Annotated in this window: 16 protein-coding genes; 2 read left to right on the top strand and 14 right to left on the bottom strand. The window is 31.8% G+C overall.

From position 1 onward, the window contains the following. Positions 1-167: 167 nt before the first annotated feature. The gene (locus tag FNW17_RS09450; RefSeq protein WP_143389633.1) at positions 168-605 is read right to left on the bottom strand and encodes a DUF547 domain-containing protein; all 438 of its coding nucleotides are present in this window, start codon (positions 603-605) and stop codon (positions 168-170) included. Between the two features lie 405 nt (positions 606-1,010). Next, positions 1,011-3,584: a DUF7619 domain-containing protein gene (locus FNW17_RS09445; protein ID WP_144071507.1), complete on the bottom strand. Its 2,574-nt coding sequence runs from the start codon at positions 3,582-3,584 to the stop codon at positions 1,011-1,013. Between the two features lie 434 nt (positions 3,585-4,018). On the opposite strand from FNW17_RS09445, the gene FNW17_RS09440 reads away from it, so the two are divergent. Together FNW17_RS09440 and FNW17_RS09435 are read left to right on the top strand one after the other, a co-directional pair. Next, positions 4,019-4,726, top strand: coding sequence for a fibrobacter succinogenes major paralogous domain-containing protein (locus FNW17_RS09440; protein WP_144071506.1), 708 nt, complete (start codon positions 4,019-4,021; stop codon positions 4,724-4,726). Positions 4,727-4,851: 125 nt separating this feature from the next. Continuing rightward, positions 4,852-7,068 (top strand): T9SS type A sorting domain-containing protein, encoded by a 2,217-nt coding sequence (locus tag FNW17_RS09435; RefSeq protein ID WP_185965289.1) that lies wholly within the window; start codon positions 4,852-4,854, stop codon positions 7,066-7,068. A gap of 238 nt (positions 7,069-7,306) precedes the next feature. Here the strand turns inward: FNW17_RS09435 and rfbA are convergent, their stop codons facing one another. The 12 genes from rfbA to FNW17_RS09375 all read right to left on the bottom strand — a co-directional run bounded on the left by rfbA (position 7,307) and on the right by FNW17_RS09375 (position 18,795). Continuing rightward, entirely contained in the window at positions 7,307-8,176 is an 870-nt protein-coding gene (rfbA, locus tag FNW17_RS09430; protein WP_143389629.1) for a glucose-1-phosphate thymidylyltransferase RfbA, read from the bottom strand. An 81-nt stretch (positions 8,177-8,257) separates the two neighbouring features. Then, entirely contained in the window at positions 8,258-9,112 is an 855-nt protein-coding gene (rfbD, locus tag FNW17_RS09425; protein WP_144071504.1) for a dTDP-4-dehydrorhamnose reductase, read from the bottom strand. After that, positions 9,112-9,660, bottom strand: a complete 549-nt coding sequence (gene rfbC, locus FNW17_RS09420) for a dTDP-4-dehydrorhamnose 3,5-epimerase (protein ID WP_144071503.1) — start codon at positions 9,658-9,660, stop codon at positions 9,112-9,114. Before rfbC ends, rfbD begins: the two co-directional genes overlap by 1 nt. A gap of 24 nt (positions 9,661-9,684) precedes the next feature. Then, positions 9,685-10,767: an EpsG family protein gene (locus tag FNW17_RS09415; RefSeq protein WP_143389626.1), complete on the bottom strand. Its 1,083-nt coding sequence runs from the start codon at positions 10,765-10,767 to the stop codon at positions 9,685-9,687. A 25-nt stretch (positions 10,768-10,792) separates the two neighbouring features. After that, entirely contained in the window at positions 10,793-11,950 is a 1,158-nt protein-coding gene (locus tag FNW17_RS09410) for a DegT/DnrJ/EryC1/StrS family aminotransferase (RefSeq protein ID WP_143389625.1), read from the bottom strand. Positions 11,951-12,005: 55 nt separating this feature from the next. Further along, complete coding sequence (locus FNW17_RS09405; RefSeq protein WP_143389624.1) at positions 12,006-12,977, bottom strand: MraY family glycosyltransferase; 972 nt, start codon at positions 12,975-12,977, stop codon at positions 12,006-12,008. Positions 12,978-12,979: 2 nt separating this feature from the next. Continuing rightward, positions 12,980-13,876 carry an NAD-dependent epimerase/dehydratase family protein gene (locus tag FNW17_RS09400; RefSeq protein ID WP_143389623.1) on the bottom strand — a complete coding sequence of 299 codons (897 nt, stop codon included), beginning with the start codon at positions 13,874-13,876 and terminating at the stop codon, positions 12,980-12,982. Continuing rightward, on the bottom strand, positions 13,876-15,006 hold the full coding sequence (locus tag FNW17_RS09395) for a glycosyltransferase family 4 protein (protein ID WP_143389622.1): 1,131 nt from the start codon (positions 15,004-15,006) through the stop codon (positions 13,876-13,878). The genes FNW17_RS09400 and FNW17_RS09395 overlap by 1 nt, the downstream gene beginning before the upstream one ends. Then, entirely contained in the window at positions 15,003-15,845 is an 843-nt protein-coding gene (locus FNW17_RS09390) for a glycosyltransferase family 2 protein (protein ID WP_144071502.1), read from the bottom strand. Before FNW17_RS09390 ends, FNW17_RS09395 begins: the two co-directional genes overlap by 4 nt. A gap of 30 nt (positions 15,846-15,875) precedes the next feature. Next, complete coding sequence (locus FNW17_RS09385; RefSeq protein ID WP_144071501.1) at positions 15,876-16,745, bottom strand: alpha-1,2-fucosyltransferase; 870 nt, start codon at positions 16,743-16,745, stop codon at positions 15,876-15,878. Positions 16,746-16,748: 3 nt separating this feature from the next. Next, positions 16,749-17,636, bottom strand: a complete 888-nt coding sequence (locus tag FNW17_RS09380) for a glycosyltransferase family 2 protein (RefSeq protein WP_143389619.1) — start codon at positions 17,634-17,636, stop codon at positions 16,749-16,751. Between the two features lies 1 nt (position 17,637). Continuing rightward, complete coding sequence (locus FNW17_RS09375) at positions 17,638-18,795, bottom strand: O-antigen polymerase (RefSeq protein ID WP_185964771.1); 1,158 nt, start codon at positions 18,793-18,795, stop codon at positions 17,638-17,640. Between the last annotated feature and the right edge of the window lie 47 nt (positions 18,796-18,842).

Genomic DNA, 18,842 nt, shown 5'->3' with positions numbered 1-18,842 from the left:
GCTTTGATTTTCATTAAATTTCCTGGTCATTAGTGTTTGGATATGAGGTTTTTGAATATAAATAATCACTGACCTTGATAGAAGTTTTTTTGTAAATTGGCATTTAATAGATAGAATTTAGAAAGAGGAAAATAAATTTTATTTGTTTTATTTAAAATTATCAAAATTCATTTTATTATAATCGATAGGTTGGTTAAAATGCTTTTATTTAAATGTACAATGAGTGTACTGTCTAATTTTTCAACAGCCAGTTTTTTTATAAAATTGGGATAAAAAAGATTGTATATTTTAAATGAGCCTATTTTGTATTTATGTAATCTTAAAATTCCATATTCGATATCGTTTAAAGATAAAAGATAACAAGAAAATTTAATCCTTTTTATTTTGAAAATTTTTTCATTTTGTATTTGCTCTTGAGTCATTATTAGGAGGTAGGCATTGTAAATATTGACCCAAAAAAATTTCTTTAATTCATCGGTATTTATTTTTCCTTCCAAACTACTAACTCTTATATAATATAGTTCTTTTCTTAGAGAAGTGGTATCCTCCTCTAATTTTGCTCTTTTAAGAATTCGTTCGGATAAGTCAATATAATAGTTAAACATAGTAAATTTGCTTATGGTTAGCCTCAATAATTAGTAATAATAAACCAAAATAATTTTAATCAAACAACACAAATTCTTTAGAATTATTTGGGAACAAATATTCAATCTTTATTTGTTTTAAACTTGTGGGCAGTGTTAATTTTTACTTCTCAAAATTAAATTTATGTTAACTCACAATGATAATCGTATGCGCCTTTTCGATTAATAAAAGAGACTATAATATCTAAAGGTTCAGCCTAGTCTGGATGTATCCGATTTTAATTTTGAAATCATTTCTTATAAAATGATTTGTATGGATGACTTTGGGTTTTTAATTAGGGAAGAAAATTATTGCTTAATAACAATTGGCCTCTTTTTTAGATAGTAAAAATCATTATTTCTCTGATTGTCAATATTTTTTCAAAATTATTCCTTTATGAATTTGGAAGTTGCACTCCCTTTGTCTGAATTTATTTTGATAAAGTAGAGACCAGCCCTAAGCTGTGATACATCAATTGCTGACGTAGTATTAGCTGTATTTATAAAAGTTTGAACTAATTGTCCAAGTGTGTTGTAAATAGTTATGGAACTAATTTCGGTTTTATATTCATCCACAATAGTCAAAATATTTCTTACTGGGTTAGGGTAAATGGTGAAAAAATTAGCCAAATCATGCTCTTGTATTTGCAAAGCCCGAACACTAGTTGCTGCTATATTTGTAGCAACGGGTTGATAATAATCGAAATAGATACTTGCTGAATTGGTTATTTCATCCCCGTTTACAAGAGCAGGTAAAGTTTTGATTTTGAATGCAACATAACCTGCATTGTTACCTGCATCAAAAGGTAAATTGATGTTTTGAAAAATAAATTCTACGGTAGTATTGTCTGAAATTTTTGTTGTAAATACGTGGCTTCCGTTTAAAGGTTCAAGTGTTGTAATGTCAAATTTCGTAGGGTCAATGAGATCTTTTAAAACTATATTTTGAACATTGGTTGACCCAGAATTTTCAAATCGAATCATATAATGCAAATAATCACCCACTTTTGTAGGCGAAATGGTATTGCCATCTAAACAAATTTTGTCATTAGAATTTAAGGAATTTACCACAACTTGACTTAAATTGGCACTATTATCATTTGGCGTTTCATCGGTGGTGTACGTAATAGCTACATTAAAATTTAATAAATAGCCCTTATCAACAGAGGGTTTTACTTTGAAGGTTACAAGAATAGTTCTAGTTTCTTGTGGTAGTATATTGGTGAAATTCCAATTCAAATTGCTTGTATTTTGTAAAGAAACACTAGGATTTGCAGTGACCAAATTAGAAGCATCTGCATCAAATGTTAGATTTACTACTCCAGATTGAGTTACGGTTCCTTTGTTCTTATAGACAATTTTATACGTGCTGTCAAAATTACTCCTTGCATTCTCTAAAGATAAAATAGTGATTTCTAAATCCGTATGGTTGCCATTTGGGGTGATACAAAAAGGGGCTTGAAAAGGACTTGCTTCACTAGGAAAAGTTACTGAGGTACTGGCTGGTGAAATAGAATAATAACTTGGATTTTCAAGCACAGGCACTATTATATAAGAACCTCCTTTTACACTATAGGAATAAATTCCTGTCGAATCTGGAATAAAAGTAGTGGTGGTTGCATCATCAGCAAAAGTCAATTTAAGATTCGGAAAATTTACATCCAAGACATCACAACCGTTAGCATTATTATCCAGTTTGTTATGACCTTCGATGGTGTAATAATTTCCACCTGGCCCAAAAGAACAATAACTATTTACAAAACAATTCGAATAACCACTGTTCGTGATTTCTTCTTGAACAAATGCTATTTCTGACTCGTCGGCACAAATATAATTAAGATTTGGATTTCCTGAAAAAATTAAAGAACTTTCACTACTGCTATTTTTTATAAAAAGACTATTGAGTAGATTGTCATATACAAATAAAAATTGCAATGCTATTTGGTTAGTTGCGTCTAATGTAACCAGCTTGTTATTGTTGCAATACAAATATTGAAGAGTAGTTAATCCGTTGATGTCTAAAGTTGAAATTTGATTTTTAGAAACATCTAAAACTTTAAGACTCATAAGTCCTTTTATTTGTATGGATTGCAAATTATTATTGTTACAATATAAAAAAGTAATAGCACTCAAAGTATTCACATTTAATGCAGTAAGCAGATTATAATTACAATTTAAGGAAGAAAGCCGTGTCAATCCATCAACTTTTAAAGATATTAATTGATTATTTGTACAGTCTAAACTGGTAATATCTAGCAAAGTACTAACATCTAGAGTCGAAAGTCGATTGTAATTGCAGTTTAAACTTGTGATATTGCTTATCGTACTTAAATCAAGCGACGTAAGCATATTTCTACTACATTCAAGCGTTAACAGACTAATTAAGTCTTTTAAATTTAGTGTAGAAATGGAATTGCTATTGCAAATCAAAGATTGAAGATTAGTAACATTAGTTAAATTCAACATAGTCAACTGATTATAACTACAATCTAGTGTTACTAAATTGGTTAAATTAGTTACATTCAATAATGTTAGTTTATTAGATTGACAATATAAATTTTCGAGATTGACGGCGCTAGTCAAACTGAGCGTATTTATAATATTGTTATTGCAATTCAAGTCTGTTATTTTTGTTAAATTGTCAATATTCAAATTACTAATCTGATTGTTGCTGCATTGTAAAGAAATAAGGTTGGTGAAGTTTTCAATTCCAATTAAGGAGCTAATAGAGGAACCTTCTATATTTAAATGGGCAACTTGTAATGCTTCGGTAATTTCTATTTCACCATTATTATTAACATCAATTGCGAAATAATCGTCAGATAAATTTCTCGCAATTGTTGAGCCTGCCTCTGATTGCAATAATTTTGCTTTGAAAGCAGCATCCGAAAAAACTATCGTCTGCGCAGCTAAAACACTGTTAAACAGAACCAATAGCGCTATAAAATATTGTTTTTTCATCTTTTGTGAATTTTGAAAGCAATTTAGATTTCTGTATTAAGATTCTTTTTTTAATAGGTGTTATGTTTTCGTTATGTTTTAAACAAGGAGGTATTGAAAAAGTGTAAGGTATTTAGAATTCTTAGGTACAAGCCTAAGCTCTGAATCAAAAATTGGCTAATTTGCAATTTTTAATAAATAATTCTCAGACTATCCCATTTATACTAGTTGTAATTCTTAGAATTTGAATAAGCAACCTTAGTTAGCCCAAAAACGAATTTGATTAAAAATTGAAATAGCAACTTTATTACCTTCATTTCATTTTTTAAAATTTCAATTCCTTTAAAGATTATCTCCAATTTTAACTTAACATTATCTTTACTTTAATATAAATTCATTTTTAAACTCGTTGCATATTATAAATATATTTTTGCTTGAAAAATATAAATAGAGCTATGAGAAATGTATTTTTAGGAATTGTGATACTATTATTAATTGGATGCTCAAAGGAAGAGAACACTTCAGAAGTCCCTGACAATGTTCCTGTTATTGATGTTGATGGGAATGTTTATAATCCTGTTGTCATTGGAAAACAAACTTGGTTTAAAGAAAATCTAAAAGTTTCAAAGTATAGTGATGGCACAATAATTCCTGAAGTAAATGATCCAGCCGTATGGTCAACCTTGAACACAGGTGCTTGGTGTTATTACAGCAAAAACACCTCTTTTGGGATAGAATTTGGTAAATTATACAATTGGTATGCTATTGCTGGAATATACGATGTTGCATCGTTTAATGACACCGCTTTAAGAAAGAAAATTGTTCCAAAGGGGTATCATATTCCCACTGATGGGGAATGGACTATTTTAACAAATAGTTTAGGTTCAAATACAGGAGGAAAAATGAAAGAAATAGGTGCTACACATTGGGCAGATACGAGTCCCGAAACGACCAACAGCAGTTTATTTACTGCTCTCCCTGCTGGAATACGCATCGGCTATGGAACTTTTTATTTTATTGGTGAATACGGTTATTGGTGGAGTGCTACTAGTATCGATTCGGATATCGCTTGGTATAGAAGCTTAGGATACAATTCCAATAATGTTTGCAGAAGCTATGATGATAAAAACTATGGTTTCTCTGTGAGATTTATTAAAGATTAAATAAATACCTAGTACAAAATAAAAATTAATTCAAAAGATGTAAGATATAAAATAGTTGATTTACTTCGATTTTCAACTAAAGGGACAAATCGATTATCAATTTTTTTATTAAATTAACGATGATTATGAAAACATTAAAATTAATAGTAATTATTCTTGTTTTTTCAGCTGTTAAGGGATTTGCTCAAAATCCTACAATCGAAAATGCAACAATTTGCAGCAAAACAGGAGAGTCTATATATATCTCAGTAGCAAACGTTTCTCCAACAGATAGTTTTATTTGGCAACTAAAAACACCTACTGCAGATTGGACAACAATAAATAATTTAAATGCAGCTAATGTCTATAGTGATTATTCTATGGCTACTTTATATATTGTCAAAACGGCTACTTTGCCTGTTAATGCAACTCTATATAGAGTTGTGGTTACTAATGGGTCTAGTAGTTTGACTTCAAATACTGCAACATTAACCGTCAGCCCTTTGTCTGTTTCTTCAACAATTACAGGAGCATCTCCGCTTTGTTTTGGAGGAAATAAGACACTTACATACGGAACAGACTCGATAGGAGATATACAATGGCAATTCTCGACAACTTCGAGTACTGCTGATTTTTATGATATTGATTTTGAGAATAAAAAAACTTATAACGCAGTCAATATTCAAGAAACGACTTGGTATAGAGTAAGAAATACTAGTGGCGCCTGCAATCCTAGTTATAGTCCAGCTGTTCAAGTAGTCGTAAATCCATTTCCAATTGCCGGATATATTGATGGTGGGGATATCAATGTTTGTAAAAGCTCAAATACAACAGAATTGATTTTGATTGATTATGAAGGAAAAATTCAATGGCAAAAATCTATTGATATTGCTGGCCCTTTTGCATCAATACCAAATGCCACTGCTGCAACATACAAAGCAAATTCTTTAGCTGTTACTACTTATTTTAAAGCAGTTGTAACCAGCGGAGATTGCTTGTCAGAAAGTACTGATCCAGTCGTCATTATTGTTGATCCAACACCCATTTCAAAATTAATTACTGGAGCTACTACGGTTTGTTTTGGTGACAATATAAAACTTACCTATGGTTCAGATTCTATCGGAGACATTCAATGGCAGTCTTCTACAACATCAAGCACCGATGATTTTTATGATATTGATAATGAAATTGGATTAGTATTTACAGCAACTAATTTGCAGGAATCAACTTGGTTTAGGGTAATGAATTCCAGTGGAGGATGCAATTCTGTATTTAGCCCTGCTGTAAAAGTTTTGGTCAATCCGCTACCCATTGCTGGTAATATTGAAGGTGGCGGCGATACAGTTTGCAAATCTCTAAATTCCACTGTATTGTCTTTAAACAACCAAGAAGGCACTATTAAATGGCAAAAAGCCCCAGATGTTAATGGCTCTTCTGGTACTTTTGTAGATATCCCTTCGGCTACCAAAGAAACTTATACGGCAGCGTCATTAACCGCTACTACTCATTTCAGAGCTGTTTTATCAAGTAGTGCTTGTGCATCTGAAATGACAGATTCAGTTGTGATTTTTGTCAGTCCTACACCTGTTGCAAAATTAATTACTGGCGCATCACCAGCCTGTAAAGGAAGTAGTAAAGTACTTGTTTATGGCGAGGGTTCTTTAGGAGATATTCAATGGCAATTTTCGACTACCTCAGCATCTAGTGGCTTTAATGATATTCCTGGCGAAATAGGACACCTTTTTTTAGCTTCTGATTTACAAGAGACTACATGGATTAGAGTATCAAACAGTATAGACAGTTGTAATGCTGTTTATAGCCCAGTAGTTCAAATTACTATAAATCCTCCTCCCGTTTCAGGATTCATTGAAGGGGGGAATAAAAACGTTTCAAAAAAACTAAATGCAACAGAATTGACATTAAAAGGGTACAAAGGGACAAGTTTTCAATGGCAAAAAGCCGCTTCATTAACAGATAATTTTACCGACATTCCTTTCTCTTCATCCTCAAAATATATAGCAACTGGGTTAACAGATAATGCCTATTTTAGAGTAATTATATCTAGTGACATTTGCACTAAAATTGCCTCTGAACCCGTGTTTATAAATGTTAATTCTGATTTTGAAATTACAACTTTTCCAAATCCATTTGATTCAGAATTCAATGTAAATCTAACTCCCTTGACCTTGGACCCAATTGAATTAAAAGTATATGACATATCTGGAAGAATTATTGAAAATCTAAACATCAATTCATCTGAAATCAATTCCAAGCGATTAGGTGGCAATTATTTGCCTGGTGTATACCTAATGATTATCAAACAAGGATCTCTGGAGAAAAGTAGTAAAGTAATTAAAAAATAATACTTTCTGATCCTTTTTTTTAAGAATCTATTGAAAATTTAAAAGACATAGTATAGTCTTTTTGCGTACGCTTTAAATAGCAAGTTTCTTGTAATGATTCCATAGGATACTTTTTTGTGTATCGCTATTTCAGGACTTTACATTTTTAACAAAAAAATCCCGTTAGCCTAATAACTAACGGGATTTAAATAGGATTCTGGATTAAAATAGCGAACACAAAATCTAGTTCAGCTGAATTCTATTTTTTATGTTTCAACAATTGTAGTAAATAGGTTCCATAACCCGATTTTACAAGGGGTTCAGCCAATTCCTTAAGCTGTTCATCACTAATAAACCCTTGACGCCAAGCGATCTCTTCTATACATCCAATTTTTAATCCTTGACGTTCTTCGATAACCTGTACAAACTGTCCAGCCTGCATCAAACTGTTGAAGGTACCCGTGTCTAACCAAGCAGTTCCTCGATTTAAAATCCCCACTTTTAAAGCTCCTTTTTCAAGATAGACCTTATTTACATCGGTAATTTCATATTCTCCTCTCGGACTGGGTTGAATATTTTTGGCGATTTCCACAACCGAATTGTCATAAAAATACAAACCCGGAACAGCATAGTTCGATTTGGGTACTAATGGTTTTTCTTCAATTGAAAGCGCTTTATTGTTGTTATCAAATTCAACCACTCCATAACGCTCAGGATCTGAAACGTGGTAAGCAAATACTACGCCTCCTTTGGGTTGTGTATTCGATTGTAATAATTCACCCATATTGGCTCCAAAGAAAATGTTATCCCCCAAAACCAAAGCCACACTATCTTGTCCAATAAAATCGGCTCCTATAACAAAAGCTTGCGCCAAACCATTCGGAATAGCTTGCTCGGCATAACTAAATTGACAGCCAATCGACTTACCGTCACCCAATAACTTCTCAAAATGAGGCAAGTCATGTGGAGTCGAAATAATCAATATTTCGTGAATCCCCGCCATCATCAAAGTGGACAAAGGATAATATATCATCGGTTTGTCATAAACGGGCATCATTTGTTTACTCATGGCCAAAGTCAAAGGATGCAATCGGGTTCCGGATCCACCGGCTAAAATAATTCCTTTCATAGTATTTAGGATTATGAATTAAGGGTTAAGGGTTATGAAATTAATATTGGATTTGATATAAAAAACAACTACTTCTAACTTCTAATCTAGCCTCTCCATCATTTTTTTTAAACTGATTTTATAATCTACAGCCTCAATGCCATAAACCGCTTTAATCTTGGATTTATCCAATAAAGAATAAGCGGGTCTTTCGGCAGGAGTCGGATAATTTGAGGCAGGAATTCCTGTGATTTTACAAGTTTTTTGAGCTATTTCTTTGATGTCTTGTGCAAAATCAAACCAACTGATTTCGCCAGCATTCGAATAATGATAAATACCCGATTCCCATGTAGCACTATCTAAAATAGTTAAGATGACTTGAGCCAAATCGGCCGCATAAGTAGGCGAACCCACTTGATCATCAACGACGCTCAAAGAGTCTCTTTCGCTCATCAATCGCAACATCGTTTTGACAAAATTGTTTCCAAATTCCGAATATACCCAAGCAGTTCTGATGATAATACTGTCTGGAAAATTTTTTAAGCAAGCGATTTCTCCGGCCAATTTGGTGACTCCATAAACACTCTTTGGATTCGGCTGATCGTCTTCTTTATAGGCTACTGGCGAAGTGCCGTCAAAAACATAATCGGTCGAAATATGTACCAGTTTTGCTCCTGATTCAGAACACAAACTAGCCAAAGTAGCAATGGCCAAATGATTGATGGCATCGGCAACTACAGTATCTTGCTCCGCTTTATCCACAGCAGTGTAAGCAGCGCAATTGATAACTATATCGGGTTGAATGCGATTGAAATTGGAAATAATCACCTCCGACTGGTCTAAAGGAAAATCGTCAATATCAGTGAAAATAAAATCGAACTGCGGATAATGAAGTGCTAACATTTTGATTTCAGAACCCAATTGTCCATTGGCTCCTGTTACAAGTATTTTTTGCATTAGAATTGGGAATTACAGTTTTTAAAATCAGGCAAAATCAGGTCTTTTTCTGAAACTATGGCAGTGGCTAAATCCATTCCCCAATCAATGTTCAAACTGGCATCATCAAACCGAATACCGCCTTCGCTTGGTTTGTTATAATATTGGTCGCATTTATAGGAAACCACAGCCGTTTCACTCAAAACCGAAAAACCATGAGCAAACCCTTGTGGAACCAATAATTGTTTTTTGTTTTCAGCCGATAATACAAGTCCAAAACACTTTCCATAAGTGGGAGAATCCTTCCTTAAATCTACGGCTACATCCATAATTTCCCCTTGAAGCACTCGAACCAATTTGGTTTGGGCAAATGGGGGATTTTGATAATGCAATCCTCTCAAGGTTCCTCTCTTTGAAAAGGATTGATTGTCTTGCACGAAATCGATCTGGATTCCTAAATCAAGCATTTTACTTTTGCTGTAGGACTCAAAGAAATAGCCTCTTTCATCCTCAAAAACAGCGGGTGTGAGGACAACTAAATCATTTATAAAGGTCTGTTCTAAATTCATGGTATGTTTGTGTTGTGCACAAGTTTAATTAATTTTTAATAAAGTTCCTATTTTAAAGGATTCAAATAAAATATTTTTATAGGGAATCATTTTACATTTATAATCTTTATCTATATCCATCTTCAAAGTATAAATAAAAATAGACACATAATAAATCATAAAACCGCTGCACAACCATACCCTAAGTTCTTTAGTTCTTAAAAAAATAAAATCGGCAATGACTAGTATTTCAAAAATTTTAAAATAATAAGCAATCCGAGTTAGATCCCCATATAAACTAAAAAAATTAGTGATTATTACAGACAGAAAAAACAAAACCATCAGGTATTTTTGGTTGGAATATTTTCTTTTCATTTCCTCAAAATAAAATAACATGAAAATTGCCACTCCATTTAAAATAATTAATTTCAATGGGTTTACGGGAATTTTCATTGTAGTAAAGTAGGCTATATATCTTGAATCTTTAAAAAACCAACTAAAATAATGTACTAGTCCAAGTTGTGAAAATAACAAAGAACCTACCAAAACTAGTAAAATATGGCTAACTTTAATTTTGTCAGCAAATCTATAAACAAGGAAGAATAAAATGAATGGAATAATTACCGTGCTGTGTATGGATACTCCCAAAAACATTAAGAGAAGATAGTGCAAATACTTTTTATTGATCAAATAATAAAAGGCGTAAAAACATATAGAAACCACAAATGACTGCCTCATGGTATTCAATGATAACAAAAACATACTGGGGATCAGTAAAAAGATAAAAATAGCAAGGTTTTGATTTTGAGTATATTTTTTAACTCCTAAAAATAAAAATAAGTAAGTAAAAAATGCAATGAAAAAGAAAAGTGCCGTATAACCTAAGTTTAGTGTTCTGAAAACATTCATTAATGCGAGATAACCAACCGCAAAGTCTTGATCCCTTACTTTCGAATTATACCAAATTACATAGTCTCCAAAGTCAGCACCGACAAAATCTCTAAATCCTACAACACCAACAATCAATAGAAAGGTTACTATCTGAAATATTTTATTTTTTTCAGGCAATAAATAGCCCATTAGTAAAAGTGAGCTTGCAATCAATAGGAATAGGAGATAAAATAGCATCGGACTAGTTAGTTAAATAATAAAATTATATATTCTTTATTTTTTTCTTAAAAACAAAAAGAACTGTTTCGGATATTCTTTTTCTATCCTCATCTGAAAGGTTAGAGCCTGATGGCAAACACAATCCTTTTTCGAATAAAGTCTCTGCAACTTTTTCTCCATAATAAGGATAGCTTTCGAAAATAGGTTGCAAATGCATAGGTTTCCATAAGGGCCTGCTTTCTATATTTTCAACTTCTAATGCGGCTCTTAAAGTCTCCCTCGTAATCCCTCCATTTTTAGTTTCATCTACAAGTATAGCGGTCAACCAAAAATTAGAAAAGAAATCGTCTGAAGGTTCTTTAAAAACCAAAACACCAATTATGTTTTCAAATAAATCAACATAAAATTGGTGCATTTCCCGGCGTAAACTAATGTGACTTTCTAAAACTTCCATTTGTCCGCGACCAATACCTGCGCAAATATTACTCATTCTATAATTATAACCTACTTCACTATGCTGATAATGAGCTGCATTGTCACGGGCCTGAGTAGCTAGAAAAATAGCTCTATTTTTATTTTCCAATGTCTTGGTGACAATGACTCCACCACCTGATGTGGTAATAATTTTATTTCCGTTGAAAGAAAGAATTCCGATTTCACCGAGAGTGCCACATTTTTTCCCTTTGTAAGAACTCCCTAATGCTTCTGCACTATCTTCCAAAATTGGAATATCATATTTAAGAGATAATGCTAGTATTGCATCAACTTTAAAAGGCATACCATAAAGATGAACAGCTATGATAGCCTTGGGCTTTTTGCCGAGATAAATTCGATCCTCAATGGCTTTTTCTAGAGCAATTGGGCATATATTTAGCGTTTCTGATTCACTATCTACAAAAATGGGCGTCGCACCAAGATACAGAATTGGATTGGCGGAAGCCGAGAAAGTCATGGTTTGACAAATTACTTCATCACCCGCTTTTACCCCTAATAATATAAGACCTAAATGCACTGCCGCTGTGCCAGAATTCAGAGCTCCAACCTGAACTCCTTCCTTTAAATAATCTTCTAAATCACTTTCGAATCCAACAATATTGGGTCCCTCAGTAGCAATCCAATTATCCTTGAATACTTTTTTTATAAAAAATAACTCTCTACCTCCTTTATGAGCTTCAGATATAAAAATTCTCTTTTTTTTCATTTTTATCTACTTATAGAATGACTATTTTTAAAAATTAAATTAATCAAAAAAACAATTAGTGTTTTTCTGTTTTGATTTTCTCATCATTTTTCAAAAAATAAAACTTGGTCAGATACAATCCAATTAATGGTATTAAGACCATAGACCATATCGTTGTTTGGGGTGTTGTTTTATAAAAAACAACCACACCAATTCCTATTAAAAACTGTAGGAATGCATAAATAAAAGAGGTCAACTGATGAGGGAACTTATATGTATTGCTTAATAATTGGTAGAAATGCCATGAATGCGCTTCAAAAATATTCTCTTTTAGATAAAGGCGATGCAAGATAGTAAAACTAGTTTCAATACCATAGACTGCTAAAAAAAGCAGCCATAAATAAGAATTTGAAGCTAGAATCAATTTGATTAATAAATAAATAATCCAAAATGCAATTGAAATACTACCGACGTCCCCTGCAAAACATTTTGCTTTTTTCCTAAAATTAAAATACAAGAACACGACACTTGCCAACATGGGATAAAGAATAAAATCATTGTCTATAAAATCATATAAATAAGTATTAACATATAGAAATGATCCTAATACAACTAGTGTATATAGACCCGTTATTCCATTTATCCCATCCATAAAATTATAAGCATTTAAAATACCTATGGCTAAAATATAAAATACCAGAGTAATCAAAAAGCCATAAGTATTGACTAATTGTAGATCATAAAAAACCAAGGCAAAAGCAACAAAATGCGCTGCTAATCTAATTTTATTTGGTAGACTTTGAATGTCATCCCAAAAACTAACAATACTCAAAATAGTAATTCCTATAAAAAACAAATAGTTTTCAGTAGAATTCTGAATGAAATAAAATAATGCCGCAAACCAAAAAATGACCCCTCCTCCTCTTAAGGTAATATCTACGTGAGCACTTCTAAAATTAGGTTTGTCAACAATATTGTATTTATTGGCTACTTTAAAATAAATCAATAATAGTATAAAAAAACCAAGTAATACTGAAATATATTCCATAACTATTTGTTGAAACTTTTTAGTGTATTTAGCAACCCTTCTCTTGCGCAAACTGGTAATTCTTTGCCCATGGCATGTTTGATTTTGGCATTATCCACAAGGTAGCTTTCAGTCAATTTTTCCAATCGTTTTGAATGGAGTGGAAGTGCTAAAAAATCGCCTACCCGAGCAATTATTTTTATGTAAGAAACTGGTATTTTCCAAATAACAGTTTTTTTATTTAAGCTATTTCCCATAATTTGAATTAATTCATTGGTTGAAATAGCATCATCATCAGCAAGATTATAAATACCCGAGGGAATGTCTGTTCGATTTAATAGTTCTTTAATGACATAGCAAAGATTTTCAACACTCAAAAAGGAACGTTTATTTTCAAAACTACCCAAGGGCCATGGAAATCCTTTTGAGACTATTTTAAACAAAAGATTTAAATTGCCTTTATTGCCTTTCCCGTGAATCATACATGGTCTCAGAATAAAAACTTGTTTACCTTCAGGAATTATATGACTTTGAATGTAATCTTCTGCCAATTTCTTTGACTTCCCATAAGAAGTTAAAGGATGAGCCCTAGATTCCTCTGTCAATAACCCAGCTACTTTGTCAGTAACGGCTTTAACAGAACTAATAAAAATAAATGTTTTGGAATTGGACCCTAGAAAAGCATCAAACAATTGCTTAGTCAATTCATAATTGGCTTTATAATAGGCTGAATCATCTAGAGAATGCTTTAATTCATGTGCTTTTCCCGCTGCATGAATGATATGATCCGCATTCAATTCAATAATTTGATTTTTTTTATACCGAACAGATAAAGGTAGGACAACGAAATCATTAGCTAAATAGCTTTGAAGATTGGACCCTACAAAACCTGATGCACCACTAATCTGACAAGTCTCCATCAAGCTAATTTATTTTTATAATAGTTTAACCATTCTAGCGATATCAATTCCGCCGAAAAATTATGCAACACATATGCTCTTCCGTTTTTTCCCATCGTTTCTCGTACTTCTTGATCCATCAATTTTTCCATTTGCTCAAAAATCGAATCTAAATCTTTTACTTTGTGTCGAAATCCTGTTTCATTCTCTATTATGGCATCTTTTACCCCATAAGTATCACTGCAAATTATTGGCTTTTCGAGCAAAGAAGCCTCTATAATACTAGACCCAAAACCTTCTCTGTAACTTGGCAAACAAAATACATCGGCCATTTGTAAAACATCTTGAGGAGCTGTAGTAGCACCACTAAATACTATAGAAGGGCATTTACTTCCAATTTTTTCTATCTTTTGTTGCATCATTTCCTCATCTGGACCAACAAATACTAATCTTGTGTTTGGATATTTAGAGTTCAACTTTAAAAAGGCAGCTGCTAGGTCTAAGAGCCCTTTGTCAATATTTAACCTGCCTAAAAACATAAAAACAAACTCATCCTTAAAATTGAATTTTTTTCTATAGACAGCAGCGATTTCGGAATTGGGAATAAATTTCTCAACATCTACACCACTAATGGATCCCTTACCTAAAACTTGAGAATTACTTTCTTTGATAATCCCATTATCAATTAAAAATTGTCTCTGAGATAGCCCATCTACGAGAATATCTGTAGCGCAAAATACTATAAATCGGTCAATGTTTTTTAGCAACATTTTAAACCACCCCTGTTTTGTATACCAAACTTGTCCTGTAAAAATATGAGTTCGAATTTTTATTCCAGCTAATTTAGCTGCCAAAACGCCTATTAAACCCGCTTTTGGAGTAGCCGAATGAATGGCATCAAATTGAATTTCTTTAAAATATCTTCGCAAAGAATTAAGAGCTTTTACATCTTTAAAAATGGAAATTTTGCGCTCAAAATCCAAATCTTTGACTCCTTTTATAAATGTAAAAGAGGAATAAAATGAACTATATCCCTTAAAATTAGAAACCAAATAGATATCGTAATCTTTTGATAAATATTCAAAATGTTTCTTTAGATAGATGTTTGCAAAATTGGGAGTAGCTACTATAAAACAAATCTTTTTCCTCATTGACCTTTTTTTAAAACTTCTTCAATGGTTAGTTTATCTACATTAATAGCATTTCTTCGACTAACCAAAATACTTTCTTTCCCCACTAAATTAAATAAACAATAAACTACTCCTGCAATAGAATATTGTATTCCAAATTTCAAAAAATCTAGATTATAATGGTGTTTTTTTAAGGCATACAACAAGTATTTAAATCCTTTAAAATATTTTTTATAATAATCATTGCCAAACTCTCTATAAAAAAATAAAGGTTCTGTCAAAATTTGAAAATTATATTTCTTGTGGGTTCTAAACCATAACTCCTTATCATCAATTCTTTCAATTTTTATGTCATAGGGATTGGCAATAAACCAAGCGGTTTTAGCAATAATAGTGGGATGAATAAAAGTATTTACTTTACTTAATTCTTCTCCTTTTGGAAATTTTAATCTAATTCCTTCCACGATACTGTTTTCATTTATGGAATAGGCATTGGTACCTAAAACATCAATTTCAGGATGAGATTCCAATAGTTGTATTTGTTTTTCTATTTTTTTAGGATGCATAATGTCATCAGCATCCATTCTGGCTAAGTATTTTGTGGTCACTATTTTGGAAAACTCATTCAATCGAAAACTCATGTTTTTATTTTGTCCATCAGAATAAATAGTTACCCTCGGGTCGTTTTCATATTTACGAGCAATCGCTAAAGAAGCGTCTGTAGAACCATCGTTTATCAATAATAATCTCCAATTTTGATACGTCTGATCAATTATGGATTGGATGGCTAGATCTAAATATTTTTCGGTATTATAAAATGGTATAGCTATCGAAACTAGAACTTCTTGATTATTGAACATATAAAAAAAATATTTTAATTTCTTTACTCATTAAAGTCTTTTCCATTCTGGCGGGATTAAATCTAAGGTTAATTCATTCATTTTTCCTTTATACCATTTTTTTGGTGCAATCACCTTCTTTTCGGGCGAGGAATTCAACCAAGCGCCCCACCAACTAAAGGTACTGTTAGCGATAATATGGTGCTTACAAATTGACATTAAATGCAAATCGGCTAGAGTAGCATTTTCAATTGTAGTGTTGTTAACATAAACAAACTGTAGGTCTTTTGGCATTTTTAAATTATTTTTAACCCAATCTATATCATTTGAAAAAACATAAAATTGGGGCGCCACTAATTCTTTCGAAAAATAACCAATGGCTTCTTCATAATACGCCATTGAAACGTTTTCATAAATTGCTGCATTCTTCCCCTTGAGATAATCTCCTCTTCGAATATGAAGACTAACGGAATTAACATTTTTAATTTCTGTATATAAATCCAAGCCTGTAAATTCAATTCCCTCAAAGACAAACTGCTCCTTAAGCTTTTGTTCGATGGGTTGAAGGTATTTATAGGATTGCCAATAGCCATCAAATAAAGAATAAGTATCCAAAATATCAGGTCTATAGGCCGACACATTTTCTACTAATATCTTCTTATTCAAAAAAGGCAACTTTTGAAATAATTTCCTTTTGAACCTGTATAAAAAGTAGTTTTGAACATCATAGCCATTTTTCTTTAAGGCTTCAGTTGAAAGGTACGCAATAGAAACCTTAAAATAATCAATAGCTAAAACATTTTCCTTATTGATCTCTGTAAAAAAAAAAGGTTTTTCGCGTCTTTTTTTCGATAAATAAAGTCCAAAGGCGTATTGAAACATTTGATTGCCTAATCCTCCCCATATTTTTACTCCAATCATAGGTTAATAAATAATTTGTTTCAAAAGCACTTCAATTTTTTTAAAGAAAACATAAAGCATTGAATTGAAAGTATTTAGTCCGCAATATTTTTTAAAATAATATAGTTCACTCTCCCGCTTGTATTTTTCCATTTGCACATTTAACTGCTGTACCGAACTTTTGGTTGACATTCCTTGCAAATGTTGTAAAGACGTTTTGCCATTAAGGAGACAGGTTCCGCCTGCATCCAAAATTTGTCTGCCCAAAATGACTTCCTCGAAAAACAAGAAGGTCCCTTCGTCTAAATAATTATTTTTCTTCATAAAATTAGCCTCTATAATAAAAGCGGCTCCATTGATACTGTCACAAGCTAAATAATTATTGATATAAGGCATTTCATGTTTGTAGACATACTTTGCAAATGATTTTTTTGTAACTAATTTAAAAATAGTGCAGCACACAAAAAACAATTGAAAAGTAGGCAAAACTCTTCTGACTTGGATTTGCTTTTCAAGAGGTAATTTTGTGGATAAAGTATTGACCAAGGGTGATATTGCAATAACTTTTTTGGGTCCAACCCAATTAAATGAGGCAACAAGTTGCTCTAATAAGAAATCATCTTCAATGATTACGTCATTGTTTAAAACAAAAAAATAATCGGGTTCAACGGCTATTTTTATTCTCATGCCTAAATTATTACCGATGGAATACCCCGAATTTGTATCGGCATAAATACACAAAATGCTTTTTGGCAAATTGGCTTTCAAGAGTTGTCTTTCTGATTCTTTACTAGCATTGTCCACAACTACAATCTCATAATTTTTATAAGATTGCGTTTCAAGATTTTTTATAATGTCTAATGTATATTGGGAACTATTATAGTTTAATATGACTATTCTAATAAATTTCATTTCAAGTGGTAAGGGTTGGCATTTCAAATTTGAACCGAATTAAAAATTTAATTATAAAAATCTTTACAATAAATAAAACAAATGTAAATCGTATGTATTCATTATTCATAAATATAAAAGAAGCAAAGTAACATATTGTAGAATATAATATCAAATCAAAAATACTCTGATTTCTATAATATCGTAAATATATTATTTTGCTAATATAACCTAGTATATAAGAACCCAAAAAAGCCCCCATAAACCCAAAATCTAAAGTAAAACAATCAAGGTAAGTGTAAACGTTTGTGGGCAAATCCTGATCATACTCTCGAACTAAATCAGGATAGGATTTGATAATCCGAAACGTTTTTAAAATATAATTTATAAAATCAAAACTATAATAACTACTATCAAACACATCATAAGTGAAATATTTACCATTTAAAAGATTTTGATAAGCCGTAATTCCGCCATACAAATAAAGATTAATAGCCGAATTGGTATCGACAGCCCCTTGACTAACTTCCCCTATAAAATAGGAAGATACCGCAAATAACAAAACCAGCACAGTAAAAGAAGTTAAAATAAGTTTATAAGGAACTCTTTTAGCTTGATAGGTAAAAAACACAATCGAAATAATGATCAAATACAACATGGGAGCTCTAGTAAAAGCAGCCACAGCAATCAATATAGAAACTAAATAAACGACTATAAGCACCAACGAATTTATTTTCTTTTCCATGAAAAGATAAATCGCTAAAGGCAAATAAATGTTGGAAGTGTTGCCAAAAACTGTATAAAAATAATTACCGTCTCTGTAGTCTGAAAATGCCTGATCATTCCTCATTTTAGCCCAAACTTCAAACGAAGAAAAATTAAAAAAAACATCCTTAAGGATGGTTAAATTGGCAAAAAAAGACAAAACAACTAAAACATAGCAAGCAATTTTTATTTTTTCAATATCTAATATTTTAACAACTATAGAATCAATATTGATCTCGCTTTCACTGAGATAAGATCCAAACAAGTAAAAATACCATGACAAATACACGACTACCAATGTATTCAATTGAAAAACAACATATCCTGATAGCTGGGAACCTAAAATTATAAACAACCAAACAGAGGTAAATATACTAACATGATTAATCACACTCGAATATCTCTTATTAATCATTAAAAAAAGATGAATCCCAAAAAATAGAAATAAAATATTTACAATAA

The sequence above is a fragment of the Flavobacterium franklandianum genome (genome assembly GCF_007097365.1).
GTDB classification, from domain to species: Bacteria; Bacteroidota; Bacteroidia; order Flavobacteriales; family Flavobacteriaceae; genus Flavobacterium; species Flavobacterium franklandianum.
This window is presented reverse-complemented; position numbering and strand designations above follow the sequence as displayed.

What these genes read in the sequence shown, in the direction of transcription:
- rfbA (WP_143389629.1), bottom strand. Translation starts at nt 8,176, where the DNA reads ATGAAAGGAATTATTTTAGCCGGTGGATCCGGAACCCGATTGCATCCT.
- FNW17_RS09375 (WP_185964771.1), bottom strand. Translation starts at nt 18,795, where the DNA reads ATGATTAATAAGAGATATTCGAGTGTGATTAATCATGTTAGTATATTT.
- rfbC (WP_144071503.1), bottom strand. Translation starts at nt 9,660, where the DNA reads ATGAATTTAGAACAGACCTTTATAAATGATTTAGTTGTCCTCACACCC.
- FNW17_RS09405 (WP_143389624.1), bottom strand. Translation starts at nt 12,977, where the DNA reads ATGGAATATATTTCAGTATTACTTGGTTTTTTTATACTATTATTGATT.
- FNW17_RS09385 (WP_144071501.1), bottom strand. Translation starts at nt 16,745, where the DNA reads ATGATTGGAGTAAAAATATGGGGAGGATTAGGCAATCAAATGTTTCAA.
- rfbD (WP_144071504.1), bottom strand. Translation starts at nt 9,112, where the DNA reads ATGCAAAAAATACTTGTAACAGGAGCCAATGGACAATTGGGTTCTGAA.
- FNW17_RS09445 (WP_144071507.1), bottom strand. Translation starts at nt 3,584, where the DNA reads ATGAAAAAACAATATTTTATAGCGCTATTGGTTCTGTTTAACAGTGTT.
- FNW17_RS09395 (WP_143389622.1), bottom strand. Translation starts at nt 15,006, where the DNA reads ATGAGGAAAAAGATTTGTTTTATAGTAGCTACTCCCAATTTTGCAAAC.
- FNW17_RS09450 (WP_143389633.1), bottom strand. Translation starts at nt 605, where the DNA reads ATGTTTAACTATTATATTGACTTATCCGAACGAATTCTTAAAAGAGCA.
- FNW17_RS09415 (WP_143389626.1), bottom strand. Translation starts at nt 10,767, where the DNA reads ATGCTATTTTATCTCCTATTCCTATTGATTGCAAGCTCACTTTTACTA.
- FNW17_RS09440 (WP_144071506.1), top strand. Translation starts at nt 4,019, where the DNA reads ATGAGAAATGTATTTTTAGGAATTGTGATACTATTATTAATTGGATGC.
- FNW17_RS09400 (WP_143389623.1), bottom strand. Translation starts at nt 13,876, where the DNA reads ATGGAGACTTGTCAGATTAGTGGTGCATCAGGTTTTGTAGGGTCCAAT.
- FNW17_RS09410 (WP_143389625.1), bottom strand. Translation starts at nt 11,950, where the DNA reads ATGAAAAAAAAGAGAATTTTTATATCTGAAGCTCATAAAGGAGGTAGA.
- FNW17_RS09435 (WP_185965289.1), top strand. Translation starts at nt 4,852, where the DNA reads ATGAAAACATTAAAATTAATAGTAATTATTCTTGTTTTTTCAGCTGTT.
- FNW17_RS09380 (WP_143389619.1), bottom strand. Translation starts at nt 17,636, where the DNA reads ATGAAATTTATTAGAATAGTCATATTAAACTATAATAGTTCCCAATAT.
- FNW17_RS09390 (WP_144071502.1), bottom strand. Translation starts at nt 15,845, where the DNA reads ATGTTCAATAATCAAGAAGTTCTAGTTTCGATAGCTATACCATTTTAT.